The sequence below is a fragment of the Chitinophaga oryziterrae genome, assembly GCF_009758125.1.
In the GTDB taxonomy this organism is placed as follows: Bacteria; Bacteroidota; Bacteroidia; order Chitinophagales; family Chitinophagaceae; genus Chitinophaga; species Chitinophaga oryziterrae.
Map to the genome: position 1 here is coordinate 219,197 of NZ_WRXO01000005.1, position 16,108 is coordinate 235,304.

The window sequence follows — 16,108 nt, forward strand, 5'->3', positions numbered from 1 at the left end:
TAAAAAAACTGTGATACTTCTTTATATTGTTAAAATGGCTCATTTGCTTTTCCTCATAATTCGATTAATGAATAGACCTTATCATTCATATATGGACCGCCGGGATGACGGGCGGTATAATCAAGATTGATCCAATACTCTCCTTTCATTTCGTGGTAATGGATCTCTCTTACAGGTGGTTGGGGAAATAAAGTTACGATAGCCTGTTTTATTACTTCAAAATCCTCTCTGCCGCCGCAATAAAGCTCCGGGTAAGCGTGTCCCTGGATAAGTACTATACGGCAACGGGCGCCAATGGCCTGCAGGCACGAGGCCATCAGGATAGAATGATCGTCACAATCACCTCCAAGGCCATTTTGAATGGTTTCCTGGGGAGTGGCAAAATACTCGTCACGACGGGTATCCGGCACGTATTTGAAATTCCTGTTGATATAGTGGAACAGGGCAAGGTAACGGGATACCTTGCCATATTTCGGGAAGTATTCATCAAAGTCGGTCAGGGAGTGGGTTACGGAGAAATTACGTACCAGGGAATCTTTATAATTCACTTTATCCCGGATCCCCCTTACCGTTTTATCGCGGTAACTCTCTACACGATGAGGATAGAGACTGAGGATGTCCAGCTGTTTACTGTTCTTGGCGCCCCAGTTACCCTGGACCATCCCTTTATAATCATTTAATACATTATCGAAAGAGTAATTATCGGTTAAGTAGTTGAAACATAATATACTGCATACCAGTACAAACGCAGGAACGATCAATGGTTTAAATATCCAGAATAATAAACGGGTAAAAAAGAAAGCGAGCAATACGGCTACGAACATGTCCACATGCAATCCCCCGGCTACAATTGGTGGTATGTACCTGTTCATGTAGGGTGCCAGCGGAATGATCGTCAACAAGCTCAGGAGGTTGAGGAGGAAATGCTGGAAAGTGGTGTATTTGCTTTCATCTATGGCCATTATGCTATGCAATAACGCAAAATTATGCCAGATAAAGAAAAGGTGAGAGATTATCCTGTTCTCCCTTTTTTACATCCACAGTTTGTTGATCTGTCTAAAAGAGGTGCTTTTATTAATAAGTGTAATCTGTTGTTTTGATTGGTTTTGTGGTTTATCCAGTTGTAATTGTGGGTATATCTTGCTAAGTAGCTGATATCCCATCAGGATGAATAGCTTGAAGTCCATTTTCTGGGAAATATCTATGGCTGCTTCTGCGGTACGGATGGCCTTGTTTAATTCATTTTCATGAAAATAAATATGTGCCTGGATCAGTTTCTGTAAAACTTCCAGGTGGCGTCCGTTCAGGAAATCGAAGGAATATTTCCGGATCAGGCATTCAGCATGTCTGACAATTTTAGATGCTGCCGGAAAATTGCCCATCCCCATATGCGCATAGGCCTGCCAGCAAAGAAGGGACAAACGAAGGGGATCTGTTTTCTGATATACCAGCAGCGGATAACATTCAAAAACGCGTTTGGTGTAGTTGAGCATATGGGTATAGTCGTTCTTCAGCACAAATGCAAACCCCATCAGGCGTAATACCATTTCCATTGAAACAGAAGGGGATTGCCGGGTAGTACCGTTAAGATACCGGGAATAGTTATAGATCTTGTCTTTGATGGTTTCATTGACCAGACCGAACTTCATGTATTCGTAGATGAACAGGTAAAGTTCGTGTGGAGTAACCCACAGGTCATCTTCAATCTGTTCATGACTTATCAGTTTTTTGATACTGTTCAACTCCTGTTCACATTGTTCTGCATCCAGTTGCAGTAAAGACATAATGAAGAGAATACTTCGGATTTTTATTTTGTCTTCAGGTAGTTCGGCAAGGTCCAGCAGTGCGTTGAGTACTTTCTTTTTACTGAAGTGAACGAAATTATCGTTGAGGAACCTGTGTAAAGGATGTTTGCGGAAATACCCCTGTGGAAAAATGGATTTCAGCATCACCTGTTTATCTCCTTCATGTTGATAGTACACTGCGAGATATTCCAGCAGGTAAGATTTCTCCATGTTAGTGAGAGGGAGGTAAAACATGTTGTGGATACTGGCCGTCTGATTATTATTGATGGCATAACGGAGCAGCCATTTGAACACGCCTACACGATAGGAAGATGCCGGAAGTTGTTCCTGCACATGTTGCAGCATCTTTGTATCCACCACCATTTTTGATTCGTGAATGAAATGCATCGCGGTAAAATATTCCAGTAGTACGTTATGAGCGAAGCGCACTTTTACATGGAACATGATTTCCTGGCTCAGGTTTTCCTCTACCAGGATATTATCTGTCAGCAGCTCTTTATATGCGGGAAAGAGGTCTGCATTTTTATTCAGCAATAATTGTTTCTCTGTATACTGGCCGGCCTTTCCAAAGTCCAGTAACAGCAGCAGTTTCTCTATGATTGTTATCTTGAAAGTATTGCTCTGTGAGTTGAATACCCTGCTTTGTACAAACCTGGATACCATTTCAAAGAGGCTGAGGTTCTCATCCACGAAGGTTTGTTCGGGGCCTGTATTTATCTGGCAGAACAGCTGCAGGTAGTAGGGGTACCGGAGTTTCTGGAGGAATCCTTCACTGAAAGTACGAACGGTAGCAGGGTCCAGCCGGTGGTTATATAATACGGCCTTTACTTCCTGTTCGGTTAAACAGGGCAGGTTGATATTGGTTTCTTCATCCATCTCAGGCCCAAGATACCAGTAGCGGCGGAATGCCGGGTATTGTAAAGAGTGCTGGAAAATTTCCGACCACGTATTGCTACGGATAGAAAGGATCACTTTAACCCATGGGAAACGGTCATTTGAATATACAAATTCTTCCAGTTTGGTATAGAGTAGTTTCATCTTATCTCCCAAGAGAGAGATTTCATCAAACCCGTCTATGATCAGGATCAGTCGTCCTCCTTTCGTGTCAAAGTGTGTTGAGAAGTATTCGCGGAAATTTTCACCAGTGCCCAGATTTAGCTGGTTATCCAGCCAGGAAGCCAGTGAAAAGCCTCTGAGCAACATGTTGCCGGCGGCATGTGCATGAATGAACCAGCAGACGTCCTGTTTGTATTTAGCTTCTTTGCTGAACCAGAAATGCTCTGCCAGGTGCACAAGTGTAATGGATTTGCCCCAGCCGGAGGGAGCGATAAATGCGGTAGCAGCATAATCACTTCCCAGGAAGCGCTCTATGTGTGAAAAACAATGTGATCTTGGAACTGTGGATGCAAAGGGAATTCCTGAACGGTTCTTGAGTGTAAGAATCGTATAATGTGAAACGGCTGTCGCTTTGTTTATGAGCTCTGTCCATTTGCTATCATCTATTTCAGGTACAGCGCCTTCGGTATCAAGTTGTAATTGATGAAAGTGTCTGGACTGGAAATCATCCCAATCTTTATAATTGCAATATTGAGATAAAGTATTTAATGTATAACGTGAGAAGCTATGTAGAGTCGTAGCAAAGCCGAATACTCTTTTGAGAGTAGTCTCGCTAACCAGTTTAGTGGTTTTATCCAATATGGACTGAGAAAGTCGCTTGCAATCTCCCGGTATAATGGAATCAGCTCCGAATTTGCGCAATACTTCCTTCTGTAACGTTATGATAAAGTCATAGGAGAGATCTATCATGTGGGGACAATAATGGATTTTAAGGATTTAATGGACTTTGGTATCATTAGTAAACTTACGATGCTGTTTTCAGTTCAGATTTATTTGATTCAAAATGAATAAAATGAACAAGACATATTTGAATGAACCGAATATAATAATCTTTGATTATTAATAAAAGACTGAAAGATAGGTTTTAGGAAAATAATAAAACAGATTCATCAAATATTGATTAATTAAATTTGATTAGTATTGCTAACTAGATGGTTAGAGTGGTTTTTAGGTTGATTATCAGATATTATCTAAAAAAAAATAAATTTTTCTGCATAAATCTTTCTATTTAGCGTGAAATGGAACGATAAACCCAGTTCTCAACCCCTCAAAGTCTTCCTCTCAATTTCGTTGCCAACAATCAATAATGAACAAAAAGAACTGCATTATTCATTAAATGAATAAAAAGGATGAGCATGCAATACTGGATAAAATGGCTTATCGCTTTACGGCCCTGTCAGCCTACATTCGTGGCTCAAATACCAAAAAAGTATTTAGCAAAAAAGGATAGCAGTCTTGTGCTCTTGGCCTTTACCTGTATCGACCTGCTTCATATCCCGAACTTCATAACCTGCCAGTGTATAGATCATCAAGTTCCTGAAAAATGATTGTGAGAAAATAAACTATAAACATACACGCTTTATAACCCGAACTAATTGATTGCTATGCATTTTAACGCTACTCCTAAAAGCCCTCTGAAAGCTTTTATATTTACTGTTATCTCATTAATCTGGCTGGTTGGGTTACCGGTCGGGGTTACTTACGCAAAGAAGTTACCGGCTTCCCTGGTTATTGCCAAAAACAGTAACAGTGAAGTAATAACCTGGTTAAATAAATACCTGAAAGTACATCCCAATGCTCCTATACAGAGGAATGACTGGATGGCCGCGGACAGGCATATTACAGCAGCCGGCCCCTTATGGAGTTATGCCGGCAGTCAGAGCGTTGTTACTTTTGGCGTTGCATGTGCCCTTTGTACTGTAGAAGCCCCTGCAAACGCTATCGACGGCAATGTGAACACTGCTGCCACGATGGTACTACCTGCTGGCGCTGTTGGCGGAGTGGGATTAAAATTAAAATTTCCCGGCAGTTATCTTGCCGGTGACCGAATAGCGCTGGATCTGGAGATTCCCGATCAGGTATTGTCTCTGCAATTACTTTCTGCTATATCCATCACTACCTTTAATGGCGGTGTGGCAAACAACGACGTGGTTGCACTTGATAATGCCATTACCCGCGTAGATCTGCTGGGACTTGGTACAGGCAGTACGCCAAAATTCAGGGTAACTATCCCTGTTACTAAAAACTTTGATGAAGTACAGGTGAACCTTTCTGCAATAGTTGCAGGTTTTGGTTCATTACTCGTGTATGAGGCTACTGCATTTATACCAGTAACTGTTAGTCCTGCAGCGCCGTCCATTACTTCAGGAGGAACAGTCACCTTTTCATCTTCTATCAATCGCATCCCGGATGCGACTTTCCGCTGGTACACATCTGCTACAGGCGGGACTCCTGTTTCATCTGCCGGCACTTTCACCACACCTGCTTTGAAACGCAGTACTACGTATTATGTAGAAGCAACTTCTCCTACGGATGGTTTGACGAGCAATGTACGTACACCTGTTACCGTAGAGGTGAGCGGCGGTGCCGGTCCATTGTGGAGTTATGGAGATCAGCAGCAAAGCCCCATCACAGGTGGTATAGCCTGTGCTTTGTGTTATGTAGATGACCCGGGTAATGCAGTTGATGCTGATACAACCACTTTTTCCAGAATTACTTTGCCGTTAGGTGCGCTTACCTCTGTAGGACAATTACTCGAATTCCCCGGCGGTTATAAAGCGGGTGATAATATTATACTGGACCTGGAAATCCCCGGTCAGACATTGTCCGTTGGTGTATTAGGTGGCATACAGGTACAAACCTTTAATGGTGCTGCTGCCAATAATGATGCTATCACACTGAGTGCTGGTGTGATACATGTAGATATGCTGGGATTGGGTTCCGGAACATCCCGTAAGTTCCGCGTAACAGTTCCGGTCACCAAAGATTTTGACAGGGTACAGGTAAGCCTTACCACAGCCTTTGCTGCATTTGGCGCCTTAAACATATATGAAGCTGCGGCATCTATTCCGGTGACAGTAACGCCCGGCAATCCTGCTACAACAGCTGGTGGTTCTGTATCATTAACTGCATCGGTAGATGCCCGCGTGGCATCGCCTGTGTTCAAATGGTATACAGATGCGCAAGGTGGTACACCCATAGCAACCAGTGGCACTTTTGCTACACCAGCATTGAACCGTACGACTACCTATTATGTAGAAGCATATGCTGCCGGGGATAACCTGAGCAGCTATACACGTACACCGGTTACCATTAAAGTAGCAGGTGGGCCAGGTACGATCTGGAGTTTCGGACAGGATGAGGAAAGTCCTGTTACCGGTGGCTTAGCCTGTGTGGGTTGCCTGGTGAGTAATCCTTTACTTGCTGCGGACGGTGATACTACCACTGCCTCTACGTTGACAATTCCGCTGGGAATAGCTACCACTGTGGGTCAACTGGTGAAATTACCAGGAGTATACCAGGCAGGCGATAGCATCGTGCTGTTCCTGGATTCGCCTTCACAGGACCTTGCTGCCGTACTCTTACCTAAAGTAAAAGTAACCACTTATAATAATAGTATCGCCGGTCCTGCCGTATCAAACAATGATGCTGTCACATTAAACAGTTCTGCTGTAAGTATAAAGTTCCTTGGCGCTGGTTTGAATAATTCAAATAAGTACAGGGTAACGGTTCCTGCTACTAAGACATTTGATGGTGTACAGGTTGATTTCGGAGGATTAGCAGGTGTAGCCGGTACCCTTGACCTGTATGAAGTGGCTGCAATGATTCCTGTAAAGGTATTGCCAGACCCTGCTAAGACAGCTTACAATACCAGTATTACATTAACGCCTTCCATAAGAATTACTAATCCCACATTTAACTGGTATACTACCCCAACCGGTGGCACACCTGTTTTCAGTGGCAGCGGTGCTTTTCAAACACCCGCATTGATCCGCAATACCAATTATTATGTAGAAGCGGAGGACCCCGCCGGTACAGTAAGTCTTATGCGCACGGTTGTTCCTGTTATGATAGGTGGCGGTAATGGCCCTTTATGGACGTATGGTACAGCGCAGCAATCTCCTGTCACCGGTGGCATTGCCTGTGCATTGTGTACGGTGCAGAATCCGCAGTTTGCTGTTGATGGAGATACAAGCAGTGCTTCCCTTTTGTCACTTCCTTTGGGTGTAGCTACTACATTAGGACAAAAAATCAGTTTCCCCGGTGTATATCACAGTGGGGACAGTATCATATTCATTCTCGGAACTAAAGGAGATCCGATTGCAGATGCCTCTTTATTAGGGGCCATCAAGGTCACTACTTCTCTGAATAATGTAAGTAACAATGATGGGCAATTGCTGAACGGCCCATTGTTGAACCTGCAATTATTAAGTAAGAATAGTATCAGCAAATTCCGGATAGCAGTGCCCGTATCAAAAACGTTTGATGCTGCTCAGATAGATATCAGCAGCCTGCTGGCGGCGGATAATACGTTGTATGTGTTTGAAGCAGCGGCTATGACACCTGTAACGGTTACTCCTTCTTCTGCAAGTATTACAGCGGGTCAGACAGCTACTTTCGCGGCTACTCTTCCCAGCATACCCGGAGCAATATTCAACTGGTATGAAACAAAAACGGGGGGCGCTCCGGTATATACCGGCAGCAGCTTTACCACACCGCCATTATACCAGGATAAAACTTATTATATAGAAGCTGTTTCTCCTACTGATGGATTGATCAGTATTGAACGTACAGGGGTATCTGTGAGCGTGACAAATACCAGTGGCAATGGTGCATTGTCCTGCAGTGGAGCAAAAACGCAGAATAATGGTGTTATAGGGATCTGTTTACTCTGCGGAATATCTAATGCTGGTAATGCAATAGATAACCTGCCCGCAACAGCGTCTTCACTTCGCACAACAGTAGGGCTGGGATCAACAGTATACCAGGATTTGGTATTTGCCAAGGCAGGAAAGGCGGGTGATACTGTGCGGATAGGATTGGGTAATAATACAGGATTGCTGGATGTTACTTTGCTGGCTGGTATCAGTGTTGGTTTAGGTAATGGCTCCCGTCCTGCAGATGCAGATATGACGGCATTGAGTCCGCAATTATTAGGGCTTCGTTTGCTGAGTGGGGTACAACAGAGTTCTTATGCTTTTGTTGCTACCAAAGCATTTGACAGGGTGGAGATTCGCGTAAACGGGCTGTTGACAGCTGTAAGCACATTGAATGTTTATTATGCACAAATAGTTACTCCCATAGCACAGGTAAGTGCAGGTACCGTCTACGCATGTAGCGGTACATCTGCCACCTTGAGTGCTGTTGGCCCCAATGGCTATAACTTCCGGTGGTACTCCAGTTATACTGGTGGTACCCCGGTTGGGTATGGTGCCACATTTACTACTCCGGTTATTACGAAAGACACTACTTATTTTGTAGAAACAGCGGGCACTGATAGCTGCGGTAGTGAAACGCGCATACCTGTACAGGTGAAGCTGGGATTACCCAGTGTGAATGTAACACCATCTTCAGCGTCCGTAGCACAAAGTGCAACACCTACTTTCAATGTTGTATCTCCGAATGCAGCCTATAAGTATAACTGGTATACTGTACCAACCGGCGGAACACCGGTATTTGTAGGTTCACAGTTTACTACTCCACCGGTAACAGCAAATGTTACTTACTATGCAGAGGCGGTGAATGCGAGTAACACAAGTTGTAAGAGTTTACGTACTCCGGTTTCCGTTACCCTGAACGGTAATGGCGGACCAACTCCTCCTGTAAGTGATATTGATTGTGGTGGGGCTGCCAGTCAGCAAACAACTACCAGCGGTATCTGTATCGGCTGCTATGTAGAGAAGCAGGATTCTGCGGTGGATAACAGTACGCAAACAGCATCGGTCATGCATACCATTCTGGGTGTAGGCTCTTATGTACAGCAATCCCTTATATTCTCCGCTGCGGGAGTAAAGGGTGATAGCGTACGTATTAAGCTGGGTTTCCAGATTGGACTGGCAGACCTGAGTGTGTTGTCCGGTATTCAGGTATCTTCTTCCAATGCAGGAACTGCTAATAACGATGCTGTAACGTTAGCGCCTGAACTGCTTAATCTTAAATTGATAAACGGTAACCGTGGCCTGTTCTTTACCTTTGCTCCTGCTGCAAACTTCGACAGGGTGAACATCCGTCTGAATGGATTGGCGACTGCATTAACAGCACTCAAAGTATATTCTGCTCAAATATTCGCCGGCACGCCAACAGTTGAAAAAGACACTGTTTACATGTGTCTGGGCGGATCTGCTACAATGAAAGCTACTGGTCCGGGTACATCCTTCCGCTGGTATAACCAGCCAACAGGCGGTACTGTTCTGGCAACAGGGGCTACTTATACTGTAAGCGCTACGACAAATGCGATCTATTATGTAGAAGCTGTTTCCGGCAGTGGTTGTACAAACCCTGTTCGTAAAGCAGTATATGTAATGGTAGGTTTACCTCAGCCATTAGTATCGCCTTCAGTACAAACCATCAACTCCGGGCAAACGGCTACTTTCACGGTCTCCAATCCTAATCCTGCATACCAGTACAACTGGTACAATGTACCTGTGGGAGGTACTGTGTTGAAAGCCAATGCCACTACTTATACAACCGCTGCGCTTACAGCAGCAGCGGTTTATTACGTAGAGGTAAAAGACCCTGCGAACAATTGTACCAGCCCAACCCGTACAATGGTAAGGGTAGATATAAATCTGCCTACAGAACCAACACCATGTAGTTATGCTACCCAGCAGCAAAGTCCTGTTATTTCAGGTGTCTGCCTGTTATGCAGTGTGTCTGATGCCGCGCTGGCAGTAGATCAGAATACGAATTCTGCTTCTACTATCAACGCTACTATAAGTGCCGCAGGTTATGTAGGACAGTTATTACAATATGCACATACTTATCCTGCGGGAGATAGCATCACCCTTGATCTGGAAGTACCTGGTCAGTTAGTAAATGCTGCCCTGCTGGGAGGCATCAGAATAGAAACATATAATAACAGTACAGCTAACGGGGATGCTAAATTCCTGAATAACGGACTGATACGTTTGGCGTTGTTAAATACCGGTAACAGGTTCCGCGTGACGATACCTACCGCCAAAACATTTAATGGCGTAATAGTAAGTATTAATGGTTTACTGACAGCACTTACCAGTGTGAAAGTATACTTCGCTGCTGTGGTTACACCAAGACCTGTAGTTGCGGCGACCAACGTCAATACCTGCAGTGGTACTACGGCCACTTTAACAGCTACCTCTCCCAATGCTGTAGATATTGCCTGGTATACAGATGCCGTGGGTGGAACTGCTGTAGGGACAGGCGGACAGTTCATTACTCCTGTATTAACTTCTTCTGTAACTTATTATGCAGAGGCAGGCCGCTTCGGTTGTGCTAATCCTACAAGAGTACCGGTAACGGTGAATGTGGGTACTACTCCTGTTGCGCCTACGGCTGCATCCAGAAGTATCTGTACCGGCAGTCAGATAACATTGCTGGCGACAGCGCCTCCGGGTGTTACCTTCCGCTGGTATACTGCCGCTACCGGTGGTATGCTGCTGGCGTCTGCCGCGACTTACACAACCAACGCATTAACTGCGGATACTGCCTTCTATGTAGAGTCTGACAATAATGGTTGTAAGAGCGTAACAAGAACACGTGTAAAAGTTACCGTGAGTGCTGCACCAACCGGACTTACAGTTACCCCATTGGGTACATCTGTAAGCAGCGGCCAGGGCGCTCTCTTCACCGCAAGTGCAACAGGTACGAACATCCGTTACGTATGGTATAATGCCGCTGGCGATTCTATCTTCAACGCGGCCGTATTTAATACAGGGCCATTAACCGCCACTACTACTTATTCTGTAGAAGCGGTGAATGCCGGCGGTTGTAAAAGCAGTGCAAGGGCATTTGTAACAGCTACCGTTATACCTGGTGGTAATGATATTCCATGTGATGCTGCCACTTCTGAAACGAATACCGCAAATGGAATATGTTTAGGTTGCTCTGTACAGAATCCGGCACTAGCAGTGGATAACAGTACATCTACCAGCTCTACGCTACATGTGGTACTGGGTTTACTGGGTGGATACGTACAACAGACACTGATCTTCCCGCAGATCAGCGAACTGAATGACAGTATTCAGATCCGTTTATCTTTTGATGCTTCTGTGGCAGACGTTGGCCTGTTATCTACAATACAGATTGGGTCTTACAACGGAGCTACTTCCAATAATGATTTTGTTGCGCTGAACAATACGCAGGTGAAGGTGACTTTACTAAGCGGTAATCAGCAGGCGATGATAGGCTTTAAACCAAAGGGGCTCTTCGACAGGATCGTAGTGCGTCTTAACTCTGGTCTGGTTACCGCCATCAGCTCCATAAATGTGCATTACGCCAGCCGCCTCGTAGGTTTGCCGGTAGTGAAAGGTGATACGGTATGTTCCGGAGGCCGCGCTACACTTACAGCTAGCGGACCGTCTAATGTTACTTTCCGCTGGTACACTACTGCCACCGGTGGAACCTCCATCTTTACAGGCAGCAGTTACCAGACACCGGCACTTACAGCTACTACTACCTTCTATGCAGAAGCACTGAAAACAAGCCTTACCTGTCCCAATCCGCAGCGGGTACCGGTAATAGCTGTGGTAGATCCCGTGCCGGATGCTCCGGCGCTTGACACAACTGCATTAACGATCTGCAGTGGCAGCAAGGCAACCTTTAATGTGAAAGCAGCTACCGGCGTTGTATACCGTTGGTATACGACTCTCACAGGTGGTACTGCGATCTTTACAGGCGCTTCATTTACCACACCGTCATTAACGGCAACTACAGTATATTATGTTGAGGCTTCCAATACTTCCGGTTGCAGCAACACTACCCGTACAAGAGTAACAGCGAATGTAACCACTCAGCCGCCAGTACCGGTGATCACTCCGGCAGGCACCAGTATTTGCGCAGGTAACAGCACACAACTGGTGGCAACATCTGCTACCCCTGGTCTGATATTCCGCTGGTACACAACAGCAACAGGTGGTACAGCCGTATTTGAAGGTGCAACTTTCAATACACCGGTATTAAACAACACGACTACTTATTATGTGGAAACGGCTACAGGTGCCTGCACCAGCAGTAGCAGAGTCCAGGTAACAGTAACGGTGAATGCCATACCCGCGGCTCCTACAGTGACAACTGTACCTGTAAGCCGTGAGGTGGTTTCCGGACAGAGCGCTACATTAACGGCTTCGTCTGTTACCCCGGGAGTAACCTACAACTGGTATACAACAGCAACAGGGGGCAGCCCGGTATTCACCGGCGCGGTATTCCAGACACCGGTTTTAACCAGCAGTATTACCTACTATGCAGAAGCGGTTGCTCCGGCAGGTGGTTGTCCAGGCACACGTACAGCAGTTACTTTAACAGTAACGGTAGTACCAAATACGGATTGCGACTTTGCAAATGCACAAACCAGCAGTACGACCGCTATCTGTTTACTCTGCACAGTAGAAAATCCGACCAATACAATAGATGTAAACACGGATAACTTCTCTTCTCTTACTATACCGTTGAGCGCAGGCAACGGAAGTGTACAGCAAATGCTGATCTTCCCGCAGGTAGCTGCCGCTGGCGACAGTGTACGGATAGTAATGGAATTACCGGCACAGGTAATTGATGCAAGCCTGCTTGGTGCAGTGGAAGTATCCAGCTTTAACGGCGCAACTGCCAATAACGATGCGATGTTGCTGAATAGTGGCTCCTTAAGTGTAAAAATACTTTCCGGCAGTACTAAGTTCACTGTAGCATTCGCACCAGGTGCAGCATACGACCGTGTACAGGTTCGCCTGAGGGGCGGTGTCATCAGCGCATTGCTGAAACTGAATATTTATTATGCATCACGACAAGTGTCCGCGCCGGTAGTAGCAGTAAGGAATGTAAGTATATGCAGTGGTACATCCGCTGTATTGACTGCTACCGCCAGTTCAGTGGCTAAACTGGAATGGTATGATGCACCGGTAGGTGGTACCAGGGTAGCTGATGGAGCAACTTTCACCACCCCAATATTAACAGCAACGAAGACGTATTATGTACAGAGTGTTCGCAGCAGTAATAATTGCGTAAATGCAAACCGTGTACCTGTTACTGTTAGCGTAGTGCCTTCACTGGTAACTCCAACAGTTAACAATGCAACGATCTGTTCCGGCAATCAGGCTACTTTAACGGCCACGGTTACTGCGCTGAATGTACAGATCAGGTGGTATAGTGCACCAACAGGAGGTACACTGCTGTTTACCGGTCCTACTTATATTACAAATGTGTTGACCGCAGACACTGCATTCTATGTAGAAACCAGCAATGGCACCTGTTCGCTGGGTACCAGGGTAAAGGCAAATGTTACCGTGGGCGCAGGCGCTCCGACACCAACGCTGGAAGCAAATAATGTGAACATCTGTGAAGGTACTGCTGCTACATTCAGGGTAACTTCGAATACAACAGGTATCACTTATAAATGGTATGCAACACTTACTGGTGGAACCGCTCTGTTTACAGGTCCTGTATTCGTTACACCATTGCTTTCTGCCACTACTGTTTACTATGTGGAAGCGTTAAACACCACTTCACAATGTAATGCAGCAACAGCAAGGGTACAGGTAACAGCGAATGTGTCCCTGAACCCGGTCGCTCCGGTAGTGGTAAGTAACAGTGTACAGGTATGTATGGGACAGAATGCAGTACTTGCAGTACAGAGTCCGCAAACAGGATTAACCTACCAATGGTATACTGCGCTTACCGGTGGCACACTGGCGGCTTCAGGATCAACCTTCACTGTGCAGAATGTTACTACAGATGCTGACTACTACGTACAGGCTGTAAACAGCAATGGCTGCGCTAATGCTGGTGGTCGTGTGAAAGTAAGCGTGATTGCCGCTGCGTCACCAGGTACCCCGGCTGTAACTGCGGCTTCGGTAAACGCCTGCCAGGGTAACACTGCTGTACTTTCCGTACAGAACCCTGATGGTACACTCACTTATCGCTGGTATAGTGCTGCAACAGGCGGTACCTCATTAGGCAGTGGAAGCAGCTTTACAACACCGGTAATAAATACGGATACAGATTTCTATGTGGAGGCCAGCAATGGAAACTGCAGTAGTGCAGTAAGGGCAAGGGTAAGTGTGTTGGTAGCAACAGCTGCTCCTGTACCAACACTGGAATCAAACAATGTAAGTACCTGTACCGGCAGCAGCGCCGTATTGAGAGTAACATCCAGTACTGCGGGTATTACATATAACTGGTATACAACCGCGACCGGAGGAACAGCTGTATTTACAGGACCTGAATTCACAACGCCGTTATTAACTTCTACTACTATCTACTATGTAGAAGCTGTAAATACACTTTCACAATGTGGCAGCGCAAGTGCAAGGGCCAGTGCTACTGTAACTGTTGGACAATCACCTGATGCACCAACATTGACAGCAAACAGTGTAAGGGGATGTGCAGGTAAAGATGTAATGCTTGCGATACAAAATCCGCAAACAGGTATCACTTACCAGTGGTTTGATGCAGCAACAGGTGGAACACTCGTATTCACCGGCATTATATTCAATGTGCCAGCGGTTACTGCTAATGTGACTTATTATGTACAGGCAGCAAGAGGAACTACCTGCGTAAGTGCATCCCGCGCTACTGTCAGTATCCTGGTAGATGCGGCAGCACCAACGCCGGACGTTGTTTCTGCTAACCTGGTAACATGTGTAGGTGGTACTGCAACACTGGATGTATTAAATCCGGATGCAACCCTTACCTATCGCTGGTATGATGCGCCTGCAGGCGGTAACCTGTTATCAACAGGTGCAGAATATACAACGGGTCCGTTGAGCGTAAATACCACTTTTTATGTGGAAGCGTTGAACAGCACTGGTTGTAGCAGTCAGGCACGTAAAGGGGTAACTGTAACGATCGTGAATTCAATAGATGCGCCGCTGGCGCCTGGTGCAACTGTTTGTTCCGGCCGGTCCGCCGTGCTTTCCGTGACCAGTCCGCAGGCAGGTATTTCTTACAAATGGTATACGGCCGCAACGGGAGGAACACCTGTATTTACAGGTGCAAACTTTACAACTTCTACACTGACAGCAAATACAACCTACTATGTAGAAGCGGCTACCGGTGGCTGTGTCAGCCAGAGTCGCACGATTGTACCGGTAACGGTTAACAGCACACCAACTGCACCTGTTGTGGCCAATGCATCGGTAACCGCCTGTCTGAGTGGAACTGCCACACTGGAGGTACAAAATCCTGATGCAACACTGACTTACCGCTGGTACGATTCTCCAACCGAAGGTACGTTGGCAGGCACAGGAGCAATCTTCACAACAGGAGCTATCGGTACAAACCGGATGTATTATGTGGAAGCGCTGAATGCTACGGGCTGTTCCAGCATTATACGTACTGCAGTAAGTGTAACCATAGAATCACCATCTGATAATGTAACTGTAACTGGTAATGAAGCAGGTATATGTCCTGGGGAATCAGCTACGCTTACCGCTGCCTCTATTACTGAGGGTGCTGAGTTCCGCTGGTATACAGATGCTACAGGAGGCGCCGCTGTATTTACCGGCTCAACATTCGAAACACCATCGCTGAGTGCAAGCACTACTTATTATGTAGAAGTATCTGCAAAAGGTGGTTGTACCAGTACCAACAGAGTTGCCGTACCGGTAACCGTTCTCGAAGTGCTGGCAACACCGGTAGTAACAGTAGATTCTACCACTGTTAATGCTGTAACGTTCTCATGGGCTCCGATAACAGGCGCAACAGCCTATGAGGTAACGCTGGACGATGGTATCACTTATTCTGCACCAAGTTCAGGCAGCAACGGAACTTCTCATACGGTAGCAGGACTTTCTCCGGACCAGTCTGTGACTATCAGGGTAAGAGCGCTAGGCGGTAGTACATGTGAAACCAGTGCATTGTCTGTTGCGGTAACCGGCAAGGCAAAGAATCCGCAGGGTAACAAAATATTTGTACCGAACGTATTTACACCAAACGGAGACGGATTCAATGATGTACACTACATCTATGGCAATACTATCGCTAGTGTTGTGATCAGGTACTATAACCAGTTCGGTCAGCTGATCTATGAAACCAAGGATCAGCGTAAAGGATGGGATGGTACCGTGAGCGGACGTCCGCAACCGGTTGGTGTATATATCTATGTATTGCGTGCTACGCTCCAGGATGGTTCCGTTGTAAATATGAAGGGCACGATAACTATTGTCCGTTAATAAAAAACACTATAACAAGGGCCGGAATAGCCAGTTAAGCTATTCCGG

The 16,108-nt window shown here is 45.9% G+C and carries 3 protein-coding genes; 1 reads left to right on the forward strand and 2 read right to left on the reverse strand.

Annotated features, from left to right (window positions below; translation table 11 throughout):
• Positions 1-53 precede the first annotated feature (53 nt).
• Positions 54-974: a transglutaminase-like domain-containing protein gene (locus GO495_RS18570; protein ID WP_240915258.1), complete on the reverse strand. Its 921-nt coding sequence runs from the start codon at positions 972-974 to the stop codon at positions 54-56.
• Between the two features lie 57 nt (positions 975-1,031).
• The gene (locus tag GO495_RS18575) at positions 1,032-3,611 is read right to left on the reverse strand and encodes an NACHT domain-containing protein (RefSeq protein WP_157301220.1); all 2,580 of its coding nucleotides are present in this window, start codon (positions 3,609-3,611) and stop codon (positions 1,032-1,034) included.
• 695 nt (positions 3,612-4,306) lie between these two features.
• On the opposite strand from GO495_RS18575, the gene GO495_RS18580 reads away from it, so the two are divergent.
• Positions 4,307-16,060, forward strand: coding sequence for a T9SS type B sorting domain-containing protein (locus tag GO495_RS18580; RefSeq protein WP_157301221.1), 11,754 nt, complete (start codon positions 4,307-4,309; stop codon positions 16,058-16,060).
• The last annotated feature ends 48 nt before the right edge of the window (positions 16,061-16,108 follow it).